The organism is Nocardia sp. alder85J, assembly GCF_020176955.2.
GTDB lineage: Bacteria > Actinomycetota > Actinomycetes > Mycobacteriales > Mycobacteriaceae > Nocardia.
On record NZ_JAIUCZ020000002.1, the window covers coordinates 111,307 to 132,227 of the forward strand.

Annotated in this window: 14 protein-coding genes; 7 read left to right on the plus strand and 7 right to left on the minus strand. The window is 64.3% G+C overall.

Annotated features, from left to right (window positions below):
- Positions 1–10 precede the first annotated feature (10 nt).
- From LBW94_RS06970 to LBW94_RS06985, 4 genes are all read right to left on the minus strand, one after another.
- The gene (locus LBW94_RS06970; RefSeq protein WP_323137828.1) at positions 11–4,120 is read right to left on the minus strand and encodes an Eco57I restriction-modification methylase domain-containing protein; all 4,110 of its coding nucleotides are present in this window, start codon (positions 4,118–4,120) and stop codon (positions 11–13) included.
- A 2-nt stretch (positions 4,121–4,122) separates the two neighbouring features.
- Positions 4,123–7,320, minus strand: a complete 3,198-nt coding sequence (gene drmD / locus LBW94_RS06975) for a DISARM system SNF2-like helicase DrmD (RefSeq protein WP_225057378.1) — start codon at positions 7,318–7,320, stop codon at positions 4,123–4,125.
- Complete coding sequence (locus LBW94_RS06980; protein ID WP_225057379.1) at positions 7,317–9,170, minus strand: N-6 DNA methylase; 1,854 nt, start codon at positions 9,168–9,170, stop codon at positions 7,317–7,319. Before LBW94_RS06980 ends, drmD begins: the two co-directional genes overlap by 4 nt.
- Before the next feature lie 628 nt (positions 9,171–9,798).
- Positions 9,799–10,236, minus strand: coding sequence for a hypothetical protein (locus LBW94_RS06985; protein ID WP_225057380.1), 438 nt, complete (start codon positions 10,234–10,236; stop codon positions 9,799–9,801).
- A 143-nt stretch (positions 10,237–10,379) separates the two neighbouring features.
- Between LBW94_RS06985 and LBW94_RS06990 the strand changes: the two genes are divergently transcribed.
- The 3 genes from LBW94_RS06990 to LBW94_RS07000 are packed head-to-tail and all read left to right on the plus strand — an operon-like array spanning position 10,380 to position 13,875.
- Positions 10,380–10,712, plus strand: a complete 333-nt coding sequence (locus tag LBW94_RS06990; RefSeq protein ID WP_225057381.1) for a hypothetical protein — start codon at positions 10,380–10,382, stop codon at positions 10,710–10,712.
- A gap of 3 nt (positions 10,713–10,715) precedes the next feature.
- A complete protein-coding gene (locus LBW94_RS06995) occupies positions 10,716–13,082 on the plus strand; it encodes a hypothetical protein (RefSeq protein WP_225057382.1) in 2,367 nt (788 codons plus the stop codon).
- Positions 13,048–13,875 (plus strand): hypothetical protein, encoded by an 828-nt coding sequence (locus tag LBW94_RS07000; protein ID WP_225057383.1) that lies wholly within the window; start codon positions 13,048–13,050, stop codon positions 13,873–13,875. The genes LBW94_RS06995 and LBW94_RS07000 overlap by 35 nt, the downstream gene beginning before the upstream one ends.
- 409 nt (positions 13,876–14,284) lie before the next feature.
- Here the strand turns inward: LBW94_RS07000 and LBW94_RS07005 are convergent, their stop codons facing one another.
- Positions 14,285–16,216 (minus strand): N-6 DNA methylase, encoded by a 1,932-nt coding sequence (locus tag LBW94_RS07005; RefSeq protein ID WP_225057384.1) that lies wholly within the window; start codon positions 16,214–16,216, stop codon positions 14,285–14,287.
- 169 nt (positions 16,217–16,385) lie between these two features.
- On the minus strand, positions 16,386–16,745 hold the full coding sequence (locus tag LBW94_RS07010; protein WP_225057385.1) for an HNH endonuclease family protein: 360 nt from the start codon (positions 16,743–16,745) through the stop codon (positions 16,386–16,388).
- Between the two features lie 95 nt (positions 16,746–16,840).
- On the opposite strand from LBW94_RS07010, the gene LBW94_RS07015 reads away from it, so the two are divergent.
- The 3 genes from LBW94_RS07015 (at position 16,841) to LBW94_RS07025 (ending at position 18,835) form a co-directional block, all read left to right on the plus strand.
- On the plus strand, positions 16,841–17,920 hold the full coding sequence (locus tag LBW94_RS07015; RefSeq protein WP_225057386.1) for a dihydrodipicolinate reductase: 1,080 nt from the start codon (positions 16,841–16,843) through the stop codon (positions 17,918–17,920).
- Positions 17,917–18,414 carry a carboxymuconolactone decarboxylase family protein gene (locus tag LBW94_RS07020; protein ID WP_225057387.1) on the plus strand — a complete coding sequence of 166 codons (498 nt, stop codon included), beginning with the start codon at positions 17,917–17,919 and terminating at the stop codon, positions 18,412–18,414. Before LBW94_RS07015 ends, LBW94_RS07020 begins: the two co-directional genes overlap by 4 nt.
- Positions 18,415–18,496: 82 nt before the next feature.
- Complete coding sequence (locus LBW94_RS07025) at positions 18,497–18,835, plus strand: MmcQ/YjbR family DNA-binding protein (protein WP_225057388.1); 339 nt, start codon at positions 18,497–18,499, stop codon at positions 18,833–18,835.
- 7 nt (positions 18,836–18,842) lie between these two features.
- On the opposite strand, the gene LBW94_RS07030 is transcribed toward LBW94_RS07025, so the two are convergent.
- Positions 18,843–19,448 (minus strand): TetR/AcrR family transcriptional regulator, encoded by a 606-nt coding sequence (locus tag LBW94_RS07030; protein WP_225057389.1) that lies wholly within the window; start codon positions 19,446–19,448, stop codon positions 18,843–18,845.
- A 272-nt stretch (positions 19,449–19,720) separates the two neighbouring features.
- Between LBW94_RS07030 and LBW94_RS07035 the strand changes: the two genes are divergently transcribed.
- Positions 19,721–20,914: an amidohydrolase family protein gene (locus LBW94_RS07035; RefSeq protein ID WP_225057390.1), complete on the plus strand. Its 1,194-nt coding sequence runs from the start codon at positions 19,721–19,723 to the stop codon at positions 20,912–20,914.
- The last annotated feature ends 7 nt before the right edge of the window (positions 20,915–20,921 follow it).

The window sequence follows — 20,921 nt, forward strand, 5'->3', positions numbered from 1 at the left end:
AAGCAGCTGATCAGAAGAGGTCGCCTTGCTCAGCAGATATCTTCTTGCGAGGGAAGTTGGCCTTCTTGTTGTTTTGTTTCTTGTCGTGGAGGCCAGCTTCGACCTCGGCGGCGTAACGGGCGTGGTTGAGTTCGAGGAGCCGGTCGATGAATTCGCGCTGAATGCCTGGGGCGACAGTGTAGCGCGTTTCCCGGCCGAGGTCGTGATGGTCGTGGCCGAGATTGTCCGTCAAATCGTCCCAGCCATAAGCGAGACACGTCGCCATATCTATATCGCGGTGAATTTCGCGGAGTTCGATGATGTCGGGGTCCTGACAGGCTGGGGCGTGCACGAGGTTGTAAGTTTTCGTCAAGCCCGAATCCCGGGTCAGCATGACCTCGCGCCGCCGCTGGTCCAGACGGTCGCCGGATGTGCGCAGCTCGTTGGTGAGTTCTGGTAGCGGTAAGGTCTCGAAGACGTCTGATGGTGAGTAATTGATATCTGCCTTCATTGTCGAACTCCGACTGGCAGTCCACCAGTAATGCTGTGCACTGCTCAACAACGCCAGCATTGCCGTGTCATTTGTGGCGAACACGCCGAGCTTGTGAGCGAAGACTTGCGTAGTAGGCACCATTGCCGGCATCACAGTCTTGCTCACCAGCGTTATCGCGATAACACGCTCCATGCCTGCAATTTCTCTATAGAGTAGCGGTCTTTTGTCGGCATAGATCCAGTATCGTGCTGGCAGCGGCCTTCGCAGCACATAGCTACCGTCGGGCTTGATTCGCTGTCGTTCTGGTTTAACGTTATGCTCGACGATAGAAAAAACGTCACCATACGTACGGGCGCGGTCTTCGGTCCAGTCATGAAAGTTGATGACCCAGCGGGAGCCCGAGAAGTCAGGACGGTTATTGAGGTCCTGGCCATTGAGGTAGGGGAATAGTACATCCGCGTTGCGCGGGTCTTCGCTGATCAGCTCCTGGGCTCGACTGGGCTCCATGATGAATCCAAGGCCGAGGAGGTACGACCCGATGTATGAGATACCACTGCTGGCGTGAAGCCGATGAGGCTGGCCAGTCATTCTAGATTTGGGGTCCAAGGACGAGGTTATACCAGTGACCCTGATGCCGTCGGCGAGGCGATCTGCTTGGTCACTGACGATCTGTTTGCTAGTCCAGACGGCACAGTATTCTAGGACGGCAGAGCGAGACGGCCAGGGCGCGCTCTTGACACTCTGACGAATGGTGACGCCGGAGTCGCATAAGCGGTCCAGGCCGACTTCACGGGTGTCGCCTTGGGCAAGAGTATTGGTGGCAATAAGCCCGACTTGGCCGTTATCATGCAGCATGTCATGGGTCCGCAAGAGAAAGTATGCTATCAGGTCGGCATTACCTTTTGTGCCCTCGGCAATCGTTCGCACAAGGAATTCTCTGTACGCTGCGCCAGCTGCGCCGCTGATCTTCTTTCCACCGAGAAACGGCGGGTTTCCGATAATCGCGTCGAAGCCGCCTCCGGCTCGCCCGTGGTCGAATACCTCAGGGAATACCAGCGGCCAATGCAGCGGATCCCGAGTGAACGCGCCGACCGGCAAGTCCGTGCGCAGCCATTCCTGAGCCCGTTTGTGAGCGGTTTCCCGCCGGGCCAGGTCCTCGTCGGAGGCGATGCTGCCATCCAGGCCGGCGCCGTCACCTAGGAAGGCGGTGACGGCCTGCACAGCGTGTCCGGAAGCCCGATCCAGCGAACCGTCGCGCATCCCGAGCGCCGCGGCTACGACGAGGTCTGCGGCCAGATCGAGGCGGGCCGCCTTCTCGGTGGTCTGCTCGAGGATGCGGCGCTTCTCGGCGAGAGCGTTGAGGGTCGAGCCGTCCAGCTCGGTGAGCGCCTTCCGGTCCCGAGCCAAATCGTCCACGAGCCCGCGCATCCCGGCGGTCAGATCGAACAGCGCCTTGTCGTCGGCGTACAGGCGGCGACCGGCGGCGGGATCGAGGTGCATCCACTCGATCTGGTCGACGGAGGTGATGCCGAGCAGGGAGTCACCACAGACGAGCCGGTCGTCGAGGAAGGTGAAAGGCCTTGCGGGATCCATGGATACGAGCCACAGCGAGAGTTTGGCCATCTCCACGGCCATCGGGTTGATATCGGCCCCGTACAGGCAGTGTTCGATGATCTGCCGACGTGCGTCGATGACGACGGGGTCGGCGTCGTCGGCGAGCGCGTTCTCCTTCGGCCGCGTCACGTAATCGGCTGCGCGCGAATCGCCTTCGCGGGACCAGGCTTCGACCAGATGCCGGGCGAGGTAGCGGCAGGCGGCGACGAGGAATGCCGCCGAGCCCACGGCGATATCGGCGACCTTCAGGGAGAGGATCGTCGCGGAATCGACCGGCTTCCACAGCGTGGTGGCCGCGGTCTGCAGGGGGCCGGGGTCGAAGACCAGGGGCTCCAGCGCACCCTCGACGACCTGTTCGGCGAGAAACTTTGGGGTGTAATGGGTTCCGGTGCTGCCGCGCAGCGCCGACTCTGTCACGTACAGTGCGTCAGCGAGGATGACGTACGGCTGTTCGCGCAGGTCGGTGCGGAGCAGGCCGGCGAAGGGGAGCAGTTGCTCGACCAGAGCGTGATCGTTGCCGGTGACGGCGAGCAACCGTCCGCGCGCGATCTCGCGCTCCTGCGGCGGCAGCGGCTGGAGTTTCTTCATGATCGCGGTGACAGTGCCGACCTGGTAGTCGGCCGCCAGTTTCGCGGCGAATTCGGCGTCGGTGCCGCGGCGAGCCTCGATGAGCGAGCGCAGCGGCACCTCGGCCTCCAGGCCGGGCTTTCCGATCAGGCCGAGGACGGTTTCGTTGGCGTAGCGGCCCTCGAAAGCGAGCAGACCTTCGTACACGTAGCCGATCTGTTCCACGTCGAGCTGGTTGAAGGACAGCCGGCGCAGCTCGGCATTCTTACCTCTGCCGATCGTGATCTCCTGCACTGCGCGGAGCATGTGCAGGACCGTCCGGTCGTCGATTGTGGCGGGCAGCCACGGGAAGCGCTGCGGGTCGAAGATCGAGCCGTCGTGGGCGTGCATCGTCAGTTCGGGATGGTCGATGCCGTGATAGACCGCGTTGAAGGTGGCCAGCAGCCGGTTCCAGGCGCCGTATGTGTGCTCCAATTCGGTTTCGCTGGCGGCGAGTACCCGGTCCTGTAGTGCCGACAGCAGTGGGCCGACGCTGTAGGACTTCCGGTACAGCTCCTTGTCCGAGGGCAGCAGGCCGCGTTCTTCGGCGAAGAGCAGGAACACGATTCGCATCATCACCGCGACGGCGCCCTGATAGACCTCTTCGGCCGTCACCCGGCCCGCGCCGCCGTCCCCGGACAGGAATCCCGGATGCCCGGTCTCGCGCTGCCTGGTATTGGCGCGGCCCACGGCCATGACGAGAAGTTCGACGGCGCGGCGGACATTGACGCCGAGCTGTTCGGTCAGCTCCTCCTGGCTGTCGATACTGGCGGCGAGTAGTGCCGGGAGGGTCTCCCCCTCGGGTACGGCGAAGAAGCGGGACCGGCGCAGGATCGACAGGAACGCTTTGACGACTTCGCGTTCCGCGGCCTCCTGCCAGTTGACGGAGTCGAAGACTGCGATCGTCGTCGCGCCACCTGCGACCGGGCACCACAGCAGTGCCCACCAGCGTCCGTCCGTGCACAGACCGAGCTCGATCTTGTGGTGGCGCAACAACTTCATCAACCGGTCGGCGGGGGTCGCCGACCACTCGGAATCCTTGATTCGCTGGGTCGGGGAACCGTCGGAGATCAATCCGAGCAGCCGGAATTCGCCACTGGACGGGTCACGCAGCGCGAAGTCCGGGGTGAGGACGGTGTCGTGCTCCGGATAGGCGACGGCAAGGTCGGACAGGCCGCCGGAGATCAGGGCGTCGCCCCACTCGAGCAGATCGCGCAGGACGTAATCGATCCACTCGGGGCCGGGCATCGTCGCATGGGCCCGGCGCAGTCGCTCCCGTTCGGGCTTCGCCAAGGGATCGAGGCCGGCGCTGAAATGCCGTTTGAGCACCGGGACGGACAAGAACGGTCCGGAGTAGTCGATGAGCGCGAGCCAGTCGCGATGGTCGTACTCGGTCGATCCGGGGCGGCGTGGCGAGCGGGTAACCATGGTCACTGCACCTCATGGGACGGGACGACGAAGATCACTGCGACCGGAAAGACGTGGACCCGGGGAGCACGATAGCGCGCGGCGATCTGCTCCAACTCGCGATCCCGCTCGGCGGGCAGCTGTTCCAGGCGCAGTTGCCAATTCTTGCGATCCTGCTCGTACTGCCGCAATTCGTCGCGGCTGCGCTCGGCGAACGCCAGACTGAACAGGGCGTCGCCCTCGTCGCCGCGAGCCAACTGAGCCCGTAGCGATATCTCGAACTGGCTGAGGTTGGCGATGATTCGCTTTTCTTCGGCCTCCTGGCGTTGCGCGAGTTTGCGCAGCAACTGCTGCTGTTTGTCGCGGGCTCGCCAGTTGATGGCGCCGTCGAGACCGTCTCGGGCGCTGGTGGCGTTCCACCGGTCGATCAGCATTTGCTGCACCCGAGGGGTGGCCGCGGAACCCGCGGTGAGGGCGCGGTCCAGCAGTGCGCCGAAATCCTGGACGTTTTCCCAGCGCCGGAACCGGCCGGTGCCCGGCAGCCACCCGCCGGCGTGCAGCACCTCTTCGTGCAGGCGGATGCCGTCGCTGCCGACGAGCACGAACCGGGAGTAGGCGCCGGCCAGAACGCTATCCAGCTTCGGGTCGTCGTGCACGACGGCGGCGACCCGGTGCAGGTTGACCTCACTGTTGGAGACCGCGGTACGCAACAGATGTGTCGACATCGCCACCAGCGGATGTCCGAGGTGGGCGAGCACGACATCGTCGCGATCCTTCGCTACCTGCTGGTCGAAGGTCACCGGCAGCCGCCGCGGCAATTGCCCTGCCGACGGCAGCTTTTCGAGCAGCACCTCGGTGGCGCGCTGCCAGGTACCGGTCAGGTCCGGCACCTCGTAGATCTCGTCCGGGTCGACCGTGTCGCGGAGCGGGAGTTGCCGGGCCACCTCCAGCGCGGTGTCGACGACCCGCTTGACCGAGGTCGGAGTGATCCGCAGCTCTGCCACAGTCTCTTTCACATTCTCGCGGAGTTTGCGGACCTGTTCGCCGACATTCCGTTCGAGCGGCAGTTCGGCGCCCGCGCTCGTACGGCCCGCGGATTCGACGTCGTAATCGCCGCCACCGGTGAGTCGTCGCTGAATTGCCGCGGCCAGTACGGCATTCACCGCACCGAGGTCCTCCTCCATGCGGGCGACCTTGGTGGCCACCCGGGACAGGAACTCCAGGTCCGCCTCGTACGGATCGACTTTGCTGCCGAAACCGCTGCCCACGAAGTGGTAGATCAGCGGAGGATATTTCTGCCCGTACCGGTCGATCCGGCCGATCCGCTGTTCCAGCTTGTTGGGGTTGAAGGGGATGTCGTAGTTGATCAGCCGGTGGCAGTGATTCTGCAGGTCGATGCCCTCGCTGGCGGCGTCGGTGGCCAGTAGGATCCGTACCGGGTGCTCGTTCGGCGCCTTCTGGAATGCCAATCGCAGCTCTTCGCGCTGCATGTTGTTCATCGAACCGTCGAGTTCCGCGACATAGGGATGGCCGAGCCCTTCGGCAGCCAGCAGGTCGCGCAGCCAGTTCTTGGTGTCGCGGTACTCGGTGAAGATGATGATCCGATTGTTGGTCCACGTGTGGCCGTCGGGCCGGCAGTAGGCCTGCAGATAGGTGATGAGCTTCGCCGCCTTGGCATCCGGCTGAGCCTCGTGGGTGTCGGCCCACGCCTTCATCCGGGCGAGGAGGGCCAGTTCGTCGTCGTCGGTGTCGGTGAGGGGTGTCGTCCGGGACAGCGCGTCGGTCTCCGCCTCGTCCAGGGCTTCGTCGTCGAGAGTGGCGACGTCGTCCATGAATTCGTCCAGCCATTGGTCCGCCGCGTCGACCCGGCGTGTGCCCTTGGTCCGAAGGGTTTCGGAGTACGCCTGCACGGTCCGGGCGAAAGCGTATGGGCTGGAGAACATTCGCTTCTTCAACAGCAGCGTCACCAGATCGGCGGCCTTGCGCCCTTTCGTCTGCTTCAGCCGGGTGCGCCGAGCGGCAGCGAACCTGTTGAGCAGGGCGTGGATTTCGCGTTCGGCTTCCGGATAGTCGACGTACAGCACCTGGGTGTCACGCGGTGGGAACTGATCGCCGATCTGCCGCTTGAGACGCCGCACGACCACGTCGTCCACGGCCTTTCGATCCGGCGCGGCGCCGCGGGCGAACCGCTGGTCGTCCAGGATTTCGAGCAGCGCGGTGAAGCTGGCCTGATAACCATTGTGCGGGGTGGCGGACAGAAACAGCCGGTGGGTGAAGTGCGGGGCCAGGCGGCGAATCAGCTTGGTCTGCTGGGAATCCACGGCATACACCTGCTGGGGCGCCGCCGGCGCGATGTGGTGCGCCTCGTCCACGATGAGCAGATCGAAGGTGCGTGGATAGGTCGGGCCGTCGGCGGGGAGGATTTCGTCCAGCAGCCGCTGTGCCTTGGCGCCGCGCAGCCAGGGCAGGCTGACGATGCTCTGACCGAACACCTCGAACGGATTTGCGGCACTACCGTGCGTGCGGCGCACCTCGGCGCAGCGCTCCGAGTCGATCACCGTGAAATCGAGACCGAATTTCTCGGCCATCTCGGCTTTCCACTTGGTGGTCAGCCCGGCCGGGCACACGACCATGATCCGCTTGGCGCGTTGTCGTAACAGAAGCTCCTGGGTGACGAGCCCGGCTTCGATGGTCTTGCCGAGGCCGACGTCGTCGGCCAGAAGGAGGTTGACGCGGGGGGCGTCCAGCGCGCGGGCCACGGGCTCCAACTGGTAGTCCTCGATCGCCACGCCGGAGCGGAACGGCGCTTGCAAGGTCTTCACATCCGCCGACGTCACTGCCGACCAGCGGACGGCGTCCAGGAACGCTTGCAGGGTGATCGGCCGATCGAAAGAGCCGGGTCCGATTTCCGGGAGAGAGCCGCTGGGCAGAACTATGGGATCCCGCTCGATCTCCCAAATCACCTGGAGCGTGTCATCGTAGCGATCACCCTCCACGCTCTGAAGAGTGACCAAGGTGCTCGCGGCATGGGAGTCGACGTCCCTGACCACCCAGCGCTCGCCTCGGACTTGCACGAGCTTCCCGGGTTCGACCCCGGCGGAAACGGCGCCCGTCACAACTCTCCTCACCTGGAAATCGGCACATCCGCCATATACGACAGTTGCTACTGTAGCTAACAAATCACAGTAAGATCGATTGTTTTGCGTGTGTACATAATTCACACTTCATGGTCGGTTTTGGGGCGTAGCGTCCCTTCGGCCAGGCAGCTGATTCCCTGGGTGATGAGAAGGTCGCCCTGGTCCCGGGCTTGCTGGAGTGCTCGGGCAGCCGACCGAAGCCGTTGGTACGCAGCGCCATAACTCCGTTGATCCGCGATCGCGAGCAGCGCGACGGGAGTGCGGTGCAGCTCGGAGCGGGAACTTGCCGAGGACGAAACCGGTCGCGCTCGCAACGCAGCATGCAGCGAGCAAGCGAGAAAATCGGAGTCGAGTCGATCCGGTTCCGGGCGTAGCACTTGCAGCTGCGGGCCGGCGGCGACCCCACCGGTCGTGACGACGTGGGGCTCCGTCTGGATACGGGTGACACTGACCACGATGTCTCCGGGTTCGAGTACGATCAGCCCCGGCGCATCGGTCGTCCAGCCCGAAGGTGGTCTCCCCGCAACGATATCCGTGACGGTCAAGACGGGTAGGTCGCCGCTGGAGACTTCCATCCGGGCCGGGGTTTGAAACAGTGAGAGCGCTCCGCTACGGAGCAGCTGGCCCAGAGTGACAGTCGCCGCGACCTCCGAAACGGGCACGAGATCCGAAGACGTCGTAATGGCCCGGGTGGCCTCGGCGAGAAGGCCGCTCAGTTCCGAACGGGACTTTGATAACTCCCGATTGCCTTGTCCCGCAGTCTCTTCGGAGCGGATGGGCGTGACATCCACCCGGTCGTCGAGTAGCACAATGAGCGGAACAGCGCATCCCACCGGCAGCTCGGTTTCGGGCTCGGCCAGGAAGCGGCGCCACAGGTCGAGGACGTGGCCGATCGGTTTGTCGGCTACATCCGCCAGAAGTACTCGGGCGGGTAGCGGGTCGCCTTGGACCGGTTGCCTGAGTACCCACAGGTGTGGTGCGGCCGATGAGCCGGAAGCGGCCCCCGCGGACAAGGCGAAGACCGCGCGTAATGCGCCGGCGCGAATGAGACTTGCCCGTATCCGTCGTCCCGAAGTCCGGGCGGAGACGGCTGCGGGGAGCAGGATGACCGCTCTGCCGCCGGGTTTGAGATGCCAGAGCAGATGCTGTACCCACGCCAGTTCCGGCTCCCCGCGGGGCGGCAGCCCATGGGCCCAGCGTAGGTCGCTCGACAACTCGGAGGATCCCCAGAATCGGTCCCGGAAAGGCGGATCGCACACCGCGACGTCGAACGTGGCCTGCTCGAACAAGTTCTCGCGTAGGGAATCTCCGTGGCGAAAGTCCGCTTTCCCGCCTGCCAGTGACAGGCGCGAAGTAGCGATGGCAACCGCGTCGGCATCGTGATCCTGGCCGGCCAGATAGCCCGCGCCTGCATCGGCGGCTGCTTTCAGCAAGGTTCCGACTCCGCAAGCGGGATCGAAGACATACGCGGCGTCGACTTCTGCTATCTGGACCATCAACCTTGCCGTCTCGGCAGGAGTGACCGCGACGCGGCGCGCATGGGCCTCGAGGTAGCGCGCCACGATGAATTCGTAGCTGGGAGAGGCGCCGAGTTTCGAGATCAGCTGCTGCAACAGGGCAGGTGCAGAGCCCTCGGTCTGCTGGGTGGCCATCCGGTGGCCGATGTCCGCGATCGCGCGGGCCAGCCGCAGGTCCTCGGTCTCGGACCTGATCTGCTGCCAGATACGCTCCTCGTCGGACACATCAGTCTTCTTCCCCGTCCGAATGAGCCACTGCTCCACCTCGACCAGGGAGAATTGGGGGCTGGCGGCCGTACCGCCCACCGGACGAGGGAAATCGGCATAGCGCCGCCGCCAATTGCTCACGGCGGCACGGCCGTATCCCGTCATCCTGGCGATGTCCGCTGCTGTGAGGGTCGTGTCGTGGCCGGTCATCACCCTACCCTTCACATCAGACCGTACATCGAATCCCAATCCTAGTGTATGGAGTTCACGGAGCTTCAGGTCACCAGGATTGCATGCGGAAAAGCCGACCTTCCTCGCCCTCGTCGTGCAGAACCACGACCACTTCCTCGGAAGAAATAGCGGAAAGTGTGGTGTCGATCGGCTCGGGTAGATCGCTGTCAAGACCGAGATCACTGGCTGAATTCCGTATTCGGCGTACGCTCCAAGACGGGGTTCGCGCAGCGCAGCCGCACAATGTCGAGGTACGGGGTGGCCTCGATCATCGTCGCCGCCGCTGAGCGCAGCGGCGCTCGCATCCGAGCTCGTAAGGCCGTCGAGGATCGGCCGGTGCTACTGATATCGAGGACCTGCTGTCGGTGATCGGATAACGATTCTGTGCAACAGGTTCCGCTCGAACTCCGCGGAGTTCAGGCGATCCGGGCTGGGCGCGGACACGCAGAACTCGCCCCGGGAATTCCGCGTCATCTGTGAAGTCTTCACAGCGCGACCGACGGCAGGTATCGGCGTTGCTACCCCGACGCAAAGAGGATACGGGTCTGCCGAATGTAGCTGTCGCTCGGCGCTGAGCTGTCGGCATACGCCCGCGTCGGTGGACAATTCACCAGGCGCTTTCGTCGGCGACGCGAGATGCGCCGGGGTGATGGTAGTCCTCGTTCTCGTCCCAGTGGTCGCTGTCGATGGTCGGTGTCGGTCCGGGGGTTGACGACGGCGCGGAAGCGACTGTGCCTCGGCTGGTAGAGATTTCGACGGGTGGGCGCAAGCCGAACTCGGAATGAACCGCGTTGCCTGCGGCGACACGTGCTTGCCCGATCAGTTCGATCACGGTAGCGATGAGTTGCTCGGGGACAGCGCTGCGGAAGGACTCGTTCAGCTCCCAGCGGTGGATCGTGCCATCGGCGCTGACCTGTACGGTGATCGCGCCGTCGGCGGAAGTCGCAGTGGATATGTGTGTCTGCCAGGCGATTTCGAACAGATCGGCGTCCTCGGGCGACAGCGTCTGCACACCGCTGAGGAGCGGGGGGTCGGTGTCCGGCATGAATGGCTCCACTCTGATTCGAATGCACCGGGTGGCTCGAAGCTGTTACCCAGAGTAATCTGTCTACGAATCGAGCGGACGGGGTGCAGGTGGTCCGATGTCGATGAGTTCTGTTCGCCGACATCGGCTTTGGGGGCCATTTCATGGGCATCGCGGTAGACTTGGACATTCTCGGTAGGCTGGCGTCAACGCTGCACGGGTTCGCGCAGGAAGTTGCTGCCATCAAGCCGAAAGACGCGCCGGATCCGAACACCACTGGGGCGCAGTTGGTGTCCGTGGCCGGCGCCGGTGAGATCACCCGGGAGTTGGTGTACGGGGCGCTGGTGGCCACCGCGAGACAGCGGTTGGACGAGACCGGCACGGTCATGACCGCATGCGTGACCGAGTTCAAGAACGCGGAAGACAGCAACTACGACGATTTCGTGGCGGCCTACAACGGTGGAACCGGTTCGTGGACAGCGCAGCCGGGGGAATAGGCCATGTCGACGCCGTTGTCCTGGTTGCGCACGGCCGACCCGCAGATTCTGGCGCAGTACGCCATGGAATGGGAGGAGATCGGTACCGGTCTCGAAGGCGTGTACCAGAAGTATGTCGACGCGGTCGCCAAGGTCGATGACCTGTACTGGCGTGGCAAGGCCGCCGAGGCGGCTCAAGACCGTGCTTCCGGGGATCTCCGGACCGTACAGGCCTTGGCGGACAAGCTCGGTGGAGTGGCCGGGCAGGCTCGCACCGGAGCGGCGCAAATCGGTGAGGCGCTTCGCAAGGCGAGGGGGCTGCTCGATGAATGCGCCAACAAGAGCTGGTCGGTGACCGAGGGCCTGACGGTGATAGGTTCGGGGAGCGCCCGTGATCTCGCTCAGATGAACAAGGACCTGATAGCCGCGTACCACGCTGCCGTAGCCACCGACCAGGGAGTACACGCCGCGTTGCAACTCACCCGCAGCTCACTGTCGGTGGCTTTCGCCTCTGCCGCGTCACTCGGCGGTGCGCAAGGCAAGGACGACGGGAAGCACCTGGTCACCGATCCCACGCATCTGACCGATGTCGAGATCGAACGTCTCATCGACGCCGGATCGCTCACCGATCAGCAACTCGCCGATCTGCACAACGGAAAACCGGTCGCTATTCCGGTAGCACAGATGGACTATCTCAACCAGCTGTCCAGGTCCATGGACGACAAGAGTCCCGAAGAGATCCAAGCGGTCGTCGACAAGCTTCCGCCCAATGCGCGGACAGCCCTGGAGAATTCACTCCAGCTGATCTCGAACAGCAATATCGGTCCGGCGGTGAAAGGGGGTCCCGGGATTCCCGATCGCGGGGGACAGGACCTGTTGCCGAAGAAGATCGAGGAGTCACTGACCCGGGCGGATCTGGTCGATGTCGTCCAGCGCCCTCCGGCCCCCGGATCCACGATGCTCGTGGAGGAGGTCAGGCTCAATGGCGTCAAGGACAACCAGATCATCGCAAAACTCGCCGGCGGGGCAGATCCGCGGTATCGCGCCGGCACCGCTCTCGACAAGCAGGTCCTCGATGTCGGCGCGAGATATCTCGAGGCACAGGTTCATCATGAGCAGGATCCTGGGCACAACCAGATCGGTTTCACCGTTGACGGGCGCGGTGACACCGGGACAGGTCTGACTGAGCCCATCTTCGCGGCCGTCGCGGACGACAAAGCGGCACTACAGAACCTCGTGGTCGACGCAAATGGGAAACCCAATGAGCCGTTTCTTCACGACGTGCTCACGCATCGATGGACCGATGGGGGTGATGCTGCGTCGAAACTGTTCTCTTTCGGTGACTACCAAGCCGGTTCGGTGGACGCACATCGTCAAGCTGCCATCATGAGTGCCGTCGGCCAGTTCGCTGCCGGTGACGACGCGCCTGCTCATATCGCCGGCAGCAATGACAAGTGGAAGCTCTACGACATCCCCAACACCGACCACAAGACAGTCGGGGATTTGAACCCCAAACTGCTCCAGACACTCTCGGCCGGTATGACCCCGTTCATAGACGATTTGACAAATACCTCGAACGCGACGGCCGATGAGTTCAGAGTGACGTATACAGACGCCACCGGTCTGCACAGCTGGACTGATCCGTCCGACAACAATACCATGATGGGGTCGAAGAACATCTTTTCGTTGATGGACACCGATGATGTCGCCGGTAAGAATTTCAATGCGGCGGCCATGGCGCACGCAATTCAGGCTGAGGTCTCCTACGGTCAGGACCCATCCGATGCGCATGCAACCGATCATCTCGACAAAGCTGGGAAATTGTACGGATTGGTCGATTCTGGTCTGCGTGACGAGATCAGTTCCCATGTAACCGACGCCGGCAAGGTTGCCCAAGATGCATACAACCAGAAGAAGGCCGCCTACGACCTGATTGCGAAATCTGCCGGATACAATTCGACGTACGATGGTGTCGCGGCAAAGTCTGTAGTCGGCGATCAGGTTGGAAAACTGTTGGGCCTCGGCGGAGATCCACTCAAGAATGCAATTATCGGGGCCCCTCCATCGGCGGTCAACAACGATATCGGCTTGAATCCTCCAAATTTTGTCGAACAGGCATACAATTCGGTTGCGAGTTCGGATATTCCGGAATCCCTGCGTCATAAATACAGTCAATTATTCGATAGCAATGGTAACATCCTATCGTGGAATGAAATTCAGACCATGCCGGTTCTAGACTCGGATCAGACTCCAGTCAAGCAGGTCACTACGCTATTCAATCAACTGGGACCCCAGGATGGCCACAGCTCCGCGCTCGAGAATGCATACGATAATGTCACGGGTCCCTACAGGAAGAATGATGGTCAAACGCCGCACAATCAAGGACGTTAAAGGCCGAAGTGTGCCGATTGTGGCCGCCGGGATAGTGTTGGCTGCTTGCTCCGGTCAGTCGATAAAGCCTGCCGGTCCTGCTGCTGGTGCTCACGACCCGAGTGTGCCCTACACTAATGTGTGGTCTGCCGATCCGGGTATCGATCTGTTTTCTCGTGAGGCAGAATTGGTTCGTGCGACAGAAGAAGCGGGGAACTACTCCGCATTCGTCGGAACCGGCGGAACCTATCCTGGATACGCTAAAGCGGTCGCCGCTCTCGCCGATGAAGTGGAACGAACTTCGGACCTCAAGACGAGATCGTTCGTGTCCGAGCATCCGGTCATATCGCTCGATAAGCTCCAAGCGGGCACGAGATACCTGCATATTACAGGTTTCGTTGTAAACGCTACGAAGATCGATGCTGTAGTTTGCAGCTATACGATATGGCCTGCGCAACTGCCCGGCGAGAACGACCGGACTGTCGGGGGCGGAATCCGTATAGATCTCCAAAACAACACTTGGGACAAGGGTCGGCCGGGAATAGCGAACAGAGATCCGGCCTATAGCGATCCGCGAGCTCAAATGCCACCCAAGTGGGACATATTCGGCAGTTGGGAGATTGCGGCGATCACAGGCACTGCAGGTGCGGGAGATTATCCGGCCGAGTGTATTCCTTGGTATCAGCAACAGTTTCCCGGCTTCACCAAGGACCCTGAATACAATTATTTGGTGGCTCCATCTGGATACACCGCCCCACACCATCCGGTAGCCCAGCAGTTCCCCGAATGGATCGGGCCGAGTACCTCTGGGTGATTCGCAGGAGTGCTCAGTGCGGATTTCCGAAACTGGCTGCCACACCATCCGGTTGCTCGTGTCCCGAACTGTCGGTCGATGACCCGGGATGTTCGTGTATTTCCGGCAGCGGATATCGATCTCGGTGGTGGGGTCGACCAGCGATCCGGCCGCAGGAGAGATCGAGGTCACGGTCCAGTGCGACGGCATCAGTACCATCTTGCCGCCCTCGCCGACCGGCAGCACATTCCCGAAGCCGTTGGTGCACAGGATGTCCAGTGCATCACGCGCATTCACCCGACGACGTCGGGTACGGCCGCCGCCCCGGCAGTCTTCGATGTGCAGACCGTCGAGCCGGTGGTCCGGAAACCGGCGAGGTGAAAGTTCTGTTCGGGACTCGCATGTGCGATGCCGGTCAATGATCCAGTGGTCAAGGCGGCTCGGTCGGCGTCATCAACACTCCGGCGGTGAGCCCTGAGGTGACCGCTTGTGCGACCTTTGCGGCATACATGTCGGTCAGCGCCGCAGCGGTGCGCAGTTCTCGCAGTTGCCGGAACACCGTGCCGTGCCGTCGCTGTTGTTCCAACGGCACCAAAGGGATTCGGATGCGGCCGGGGTCGAATCGGATGGTGGCCGTGCGGGTAGCGGTCACGTTGTCTGCGCCGGTGACGAACCCGGCCAGGAACCAGGCGTCCAGACGGTCGGGATTCGTCCGCAGCAGGTGGATCTGAGGGCCGCAGATCGCGCCAGCCTCTTTCGGCCCGGCTACGTGCGCGCCTCGAACATCGGTGCGGCCGCTGCGCACCGCTGGGATGAGCACGTCCCCGGTTTCGATCACCACGATGTCACCGGGCGGCGTGGTGGTGAAACTCCCGGATGGCGGCCCACCCGTGGCGATATCCGCTGCGGTGAGTATCCGCCGCGGGTCGCGGGAGTGCTCCGAGCCGGGAGGCGTCGCGCGGAACCATTGCAGTGCATCGGCATTCGCGAAATCGGCGATGGTGCCGTCGCGCCGCTGCGGTGCGGCGCCGGTGGACCAGTCGCCCAGCGCGGCGACGGTCGATTGCAGCTGGTTCAGCTGGTCGGCCAGCCGGGCCATCCAATCCGAGACGGCAATGGCGACGGTCTCGGGATCCAGCGCAGACCGTACATAGCGTGCGGGGGTGAGATCGACCTCGTCGCCGAGTACGTCCATCACCCGGGCGACCGCGGCTACGCCCGGAATCACCGCGTCATCGGGTGATGTCACGTCGAATGCCCGCCACGCGCCGATCACGGCTTCGGACGCGCTCGGCCAGTCGGTTCCCGGTAGCCCGGTCGTATCGATGAACAGGACCGTGTCCGAGGTGGGCGGATCTGTTGCGGGGTTGCGCAGCAGCCACAGTTGCAGGCCGATGTGCCACGGCTGCGCGACTCCCGGCGGCAGGCCGACCACGGCGCGCAGCGCGCCCTTGCGCAGTAATTCCAGCCGGATGCGGCGTCCTGAGCCGCGATCCGCGACGGCGGGGGGCAACAGCATCACCGCCGTGCCGCCGGGTGCGAGGTGGGTCACCGCGTGTTGTATCCAGGCGAGTTCGGATTCTCCGCGCGGTGGGACGCCGAAATCCCAGCGGTCGTCGAACGACAACCGGCTCGATCCCCAGTCGCGTTGCCCGTAGGGTGGATTGCACAGGACCGCAACGGCTTTCAGGTCCGGGAAGGCGTCCGCCGACAGACTGTCACCGGTGTGCACGGTCGGCGTCAGGCCGGTCTCGAGCTGGATGCGCAGCCGGGAGCGCTGCGCTTGCGCGGTCAGGACGTCCTGGCCGTACAGCTCGGTGGCTCCGGTTCGGGCCGCCGCCAACAGCAGTGCACCGCCACCGCAGGCTGGATCGAACACCGTGTCTGCGGAGGGCACAAGTGCCGCCATCAGTTCGGCGACGACGGTGGGGGTCGGGTAGAGGCCGGTCGTGGGTGTGTCCTCCAGCGCTCGTTCGGCCAGCGCGTCGAGGACCGCGACAGGACCTTCCACAGCGGTGACCCGATCCATCACCGGCACGAGCGCGGTGTCGGCGTGCCTGCCTCGCAGCGACCAATGTTCATCGGTGTAGCGGAGTTTCGCCATGAGCTGTTCGACATCTGCGGGTTGTCTTGTGCGCAGGAGCATCCGGAGTTCGGTCGGCGGCGACTCCGTTGCGTTGCTGCCGTGTCCGCTCAGCCAGTCCTGGACAGCGTTCAGGTCGAACTCGGGCCGAGATTCGCTGCCACCGACCGGCTTGGGAAAGCCGGAGTGCCGACGACGCCAGTTGCTGACGGTGGCCCGGGTGACGCCTGCCATGCGCGAGATCTCCGCGGCGCTGACCCTGGGGCCGGGTTCGGTCACGACCCTCCTTCCGCCGGCGGGCTTCTTGCGCGGAGGGTCCGAGACCCATTGACATCGAATTCAATGTACCGGGTTGCCGATCTGTCTTCTATGTTGACTTAGCTTTCATCATCGGTCGGGTACTCGGCTGTGCGCGCCGATCCGAGGCCGGGAATCGGCTCGGGATTGGTCAGTCCTCGATCGCATCGGTTCGGGTCGGGCCACCGCGCGTTCCACAGTTCACCCCGCAGAGTCGGTACTCGGTGAGCATTCGGTCGCGCAACTGCCCCGAGCCGGGTGCCAACAGCCAACGGTTCATCGCAAGTCCGCTGTCGCCCGGTATCTCGCGTTCACGGCTGAAATCGTGGTTGCCGAGCTTCCCGTTGTATGTGCTCAGGGCGAGGTTTTCGAGGGAGTGGACCAGCTCGGCGTTCAGATCCTCGGGAGTCTGGCCCGCTGCGATCTCCGCGGCCGGCGCTGCCAGGACATCTGGGCCTGGATGCTGCGGCAACACGTGTTCGATGGTCTCCTTCGCGAAGTTGAAGTTCATGGGTTCGCCAGCTTTCGGGGGGCTCGGCGGGCCGAGTTGGGGGGTGATCAGCCCATTTTGAGGTTTCTCTACCAAGCGCTTGCTACATTCGGTCGATGATCCCCACGGTTGTCTGGGGCACCGGCAATGTCGGCCGGGCCGCGATTCGCGCGGTGGCGGCGCATCCGGCGTTGTCGCTGGCCGCCGTACTCGTGCACGATCCCGCCAAGGTCGGGCGGGATGCGGGTGAATTGGCCGGTGTGGGAATGGAATTGGGTGTGCTCGCGACGGATGACGTCGAGGCCGTGCTGCGGGCGGGGCCGGTGGCGGTGGTGTACGCGGCCTCCGGTGACATCCGGCCCGAGGCGGCGCTGGACGATGTGATCGCGGCGATCCGGGCCGGGGCCGTGGTGGTGACGCCCGCGCTGTACGCCTTCTACGACCGGCACGGCGCGCCGGACGCGGAGCGGGAGCGGGTGCTGACGGCGATCGCGGCCGGCGGCGGGTCGCTGTTCGTGTCGGGGGTGGATCCCGGCTGGGGCAATGATGTGCTGCCGCTGCTGCTCAGCGGGCTCGGCGGAGCGATCGAGGTGATCCGGTGCCAGGAGATCTTCGACTACACCACCTACGATCAGCCGGATTCGGTGCGCTACCTGGTCGGGATGGGGCAGCCGATGGACTACGAGCCGCCGATGCTCGCCGCGGGCGTCCCGACCATGGTGTGGGGCGGGCAGATTCGGTTGCTGGCGCGGGCACTGGGGGCGCCGCTGGACGAGATCCGGGAGACGCTGGAGCGACGTGCCCTGGAGCGCACCGTCGTCACCGAGCGGATGGGGGAATTCGCTTCCGGCACACAGGGAGCCGTGCGGTTCGAGGTGCAGGGGATCGTCGACGGGGTGCCGCGGCTGGTGATCGAGCATGTCACCCGCATCGATCCGGGTTGCGCGCCGGACTGGCCGGTGCCGCCGGACGGGGACGGGGCGCATCGGGTGATCATCGAGGGGCGGCCGCGGATCGAGGTGACCGTCACCGCCGAGGACGAGGGCGGCAGCCGGTCGGCCGGCGGAAACGCCACGGCGGTGGGGCGTCTCGTGGGGGCGATCGCATGGCTGGTGGAGGCGGAGCCCGGAGTCTACGACGCGCTCGACGTTCCGGTGCCACCACCGGTCGGCATCTTCGGAAGGAGCAGGACATGATCATCGATGTGCCCGAGGGGCGGGACCCGATCGAGTACGTCTGGGGTGAGATGGTCCCCGGAATCGGTCCTGCCGCGGGCAAATTCGCGATGGCCGTGTACTCGCACAGCACCCTCGGACTGCGCGAGTTCGAGGCTGCCCGGCTGCGGATCGCGCAGATCAACGGATGCCTGTTCTGTCAGGACTGGCGCACCGAGCGGGCCGGGGTGACGGTGGAGCCCGAGTTCGCGATGGCGGTATCCGATTGGCGCACAACGGATCTGTTCGACGACCGGACCCGGCTGGCGGCCGAGTACGCGGAGCGGTACGCGCTCGATCACCACGGCATCGACGACGAGTTCTGGGATCGATTCCTGGCGAGCTACTCGCAGCGGCAGGCGGTGGAGCTCACCATGTGCCTGGGTTCCTGGCTGGGATTCGGGCGGCTCAATCGAGTGTTCGGACTCGACGCGGTGTGCGTGCTGCCGGGGCATCTGCAAACCCGGGACGCGTGACGCCGTCGGTCCGGTCGGCGCGGGCATCTCTGACCGGTCCGCTCGTACGGGACCTGTCGGTGCGGCCTGGCAGGATCCCGGTATGAGCGTGACCGGAAACGATGTCAGACAGCTGGCGCTGTCGTTGCCGGAGACGGTGGAGCAATTCGCTTGGGGTATGCCGATTTTCCGGGTGGCGGGGAAGTTGTTCCTCACCTTGCCGGAGGAGGAGACCTCGATGGCGGTGCGGTGTCCGATCGTCGACCGGGACGAACTGGTGGTTGCCGAGCCGCAGAAGTTCTGGATCGCGGCGCACGAGGCGTGGAACGCATGGGTTCGGGTGCGGCTGGCCGCGCTGGAGGACCGGGACGAGTTGCGGGATATCGTGCTGGACTCGTGGCGGCAGGCCGCACCCCGGCACCTGGTGGAGGCGGGGGAGTGAGGGCGGCTCAGGTCTTCGCGAGGCCGTGGATCACGGTGTCGTAGAAGTACTTCGCGATCTGTTCGGCGGTGCGGGGGCCGTCGGGGCGGAACCAGTAGTACACCGAATCGCACATGCCCAGGATGGCCAGGGCGGTGAGGTTGGTGTCGGCGATCGCGAAGGTGCCCTCGGCGACGCCGCGGTCGAGTACGGCGGCGAGCATGCGGCGGTACTGGTTGCTCTGTTCGGAGATGCGGTCGCGGCGGTCGCCGGGTAGGTCGCGGACGCGTTCGAAGAACAGGCGCAGGTGGCGCGGATGGTTGCCGACCAGGGTGACCAGGTCGGTCATCATGGTCAGCAGCAGGGTGCGGGGGTCGAGTTCTCCGGCCGACACCAGGGTGTTGTGGGCCGTGACGATCGATTCGACCCGCTCGTTGTGCATCTGCGTCAGCAGGTCGTCCTTGCTGGTGAAGTAGTAGTAGAGCGAGGCCTTGCGGATGCCGACCTTCTCCGCGATGGCCTCCATCGAGGTGTCCTCGTACGCGCCGGCGGCGAACAGGTCGGTGGCTACCTGCATGATCTGCGCCCGGCGCGACTGCGCCGGGAGCCGGTTGCGTCCCCGCTGGTCTGCCACGTGTGTGCTCCGTTCTCGTCCCGCGGCCGATCCTAGGGCAGCCGCGTGCGGGCGTGTCGGCGTGCGATCCGGTGGTGCCCGGGATGGTGCCCGGGGTGGTGCATTGACAGGCCGTGCACCGCCATTCTAAGTTATCTACCGACGGTCGGTAGATAGTGAGTGCGCGGATGTGAACCGCGACGCCCGTCGCCGGTGGTGCCGCCCCGCGCGGGCGGCCCGCGGCGAATCTGCCCGGCCGTGATAATCGAATCGGCATATTCCGGAGGTCGACCATGCCGTCCCGCCAGCTCCCGTTCCCGGTGTTCGACGCCGACAACCACATGTACGAGACGCAGGAGGCGCTGACCAAGTTCCTGCCCGACAACCGCAAGCACGTGATCGACTACGTGCAGGTGCGCAACCGCACCAAGATCGTGGTGCGCGGGCAGATCAGCGAGTACATCCCCAACCCGACCTTCGAGGTCGTGGCCCGGCCCGGTGCGCAGGAGGAGTATTTCCGGCACGGTAGCGGCGGCAAGAGTTTCCGCGAGGTGATGGGCCAGCCGATGAAGTCGATCGCGGCTTTCCGGGAGCCCGGGGCGCGGCTCGAGGTGATGAACGAACTCGGCCTCGATCACGCGCTGATGTTCCCGACGCTGGCCAGCCTGATCGAGGAGCGGATGAAGGACGACCCCGAGCTCACTCACGATGTGATCCACGCGCTCAACCGCTGGATGTACGAGACCTGGACCTTCAACTACGAGAACCGCATCTTCGCCACCCCGGTGATCACGCTGCCGATCGTCGATCGGGCGCTCGAGGAACTCCAGTGGTGTCTGGAGCGTGGGGCGCGCACGGTGCTGGTGCGGCCGGCGCCGGTCCCCGGCTACCGCGGCAGCCGGTCACCCGGTCTGCCCGAATTCGATCCGTTCTGGCAGGCGGTCGTCGAGGCCGGAATTCCCGTCTCGATGCACGCCTCCGACAGCGGGTACGCGGAATACCTCAACGACTGGGAGGGCGGCAGTGAATACCTGCCGTTCAAGCCCACCGCGTTCCGCATGATGGCCGTCGGGCATCGGCCGATCGAGGACACGCTGAGCGCGATGGTCTGCCACGGAGCCTTCTCGCGCAACCCCGACCTGCGGGTGCTGTCCATCGAGAACGGCGCGGACTGGGTGCCGAACCTGATCCACGGCTTCGAGAGCGTGTGGAAGAAGATGCCGCAGGAGTTCTCCGAGCATCCGGTCGAGGCGTTCAAGCGCTGCACCTACATCACGCCGTTCTGGGAGGACAACTTCGTCGACATCGCACGGCAGATGGGCACCGACCGAGTCGTCTTCGGCTCGGACTGGCCGCATCCGGAGGGCATGAGCGATCCGATCAGCTTCGTAGACGAACTGACCGGGCTCTCCGATCCGGAGAAGGCGAAGATCATGGGCGGAAATATGCTGGAGCTGTTCAAGATCGGACAGCCGGCCGCCGCCTGAGGCGACA

Coding starts and splice junctions, on each gene's coding strand:
- LBW94_RS06970 (WP_323137828.1), bottom strand. CDS start 4,120: ATGGTTACCCGCTCGCCACGCCGCCCCGGATCGACCGAGTACGACCAT.
- LBW94_RS06980 (WP_225057379.1), bottom strand. CDS start 9,170: ATGACCGGCCACGACACGACCCTCACAGCAGCGGACATCGCCAGGATG.
- LBW94_RS06985 (WP_225057380.1), bottom strand. CDS start 10,236: ATGCCGGACACCGACCCCCCGCTCCTCAGCGGTGTGCAGACGCTGTCG.
- LBW94_RS06990 (WP_225057381.1), top strand. CDS start 10,380: ATGGGCATCGCGGTAGACTTGGACATTCTCGGTAGGCTGGCGTCAACG.
- LBW94_RS06995 (WP_225057382.1), top strand. CDS start 10,716: ATGTCGACGCCGTTGTCCTGGTTGCGCACGGCCGACCCGCAGATTCTG.
- LBW94_RS07000 (WP_225057383.1), top strand. CDS start 13,048: ATGATGGTCAAACGCCGCACAATCAAGGACGTTAAAGGCCGAAGTGTG.
- LBW94_RS07010 (WP_225057385.1), bottom strand. CDS start 16,745: ATGAACTTCAACTTCGCGAAGGAGACCATCGAACACGTGTTGCCGCAG.
- LBW94_RS07015 (WP_225057386.1), top strand. CDS start 16,841: ATGATCCCCACGGTTGTCTGGGGCACCGGCAATGTCGGCCGGGCCGCG.
- LBW94_RS07020 (WP_225057387.1), top strand. CDS start 17,917: ATGATCATCGATGTGCCCGAGGGGCGGGACCCGATCGAGTACGTCTGG.
- LBW94_RS07025 (WP_225057388.1), top strand. CDS start 18,497: ATGAGCGTGACCGGAAACGATGTCAGACAGCTGGCGCTGTCGTTGCCG.
- LBW94_RS07035 (WP_225057390.1), top strand. CDS start 19,721: ATGCCGTCCCGCCAGCTCCCGTTCCCGGTGTTCGACGCCGACAACCAC.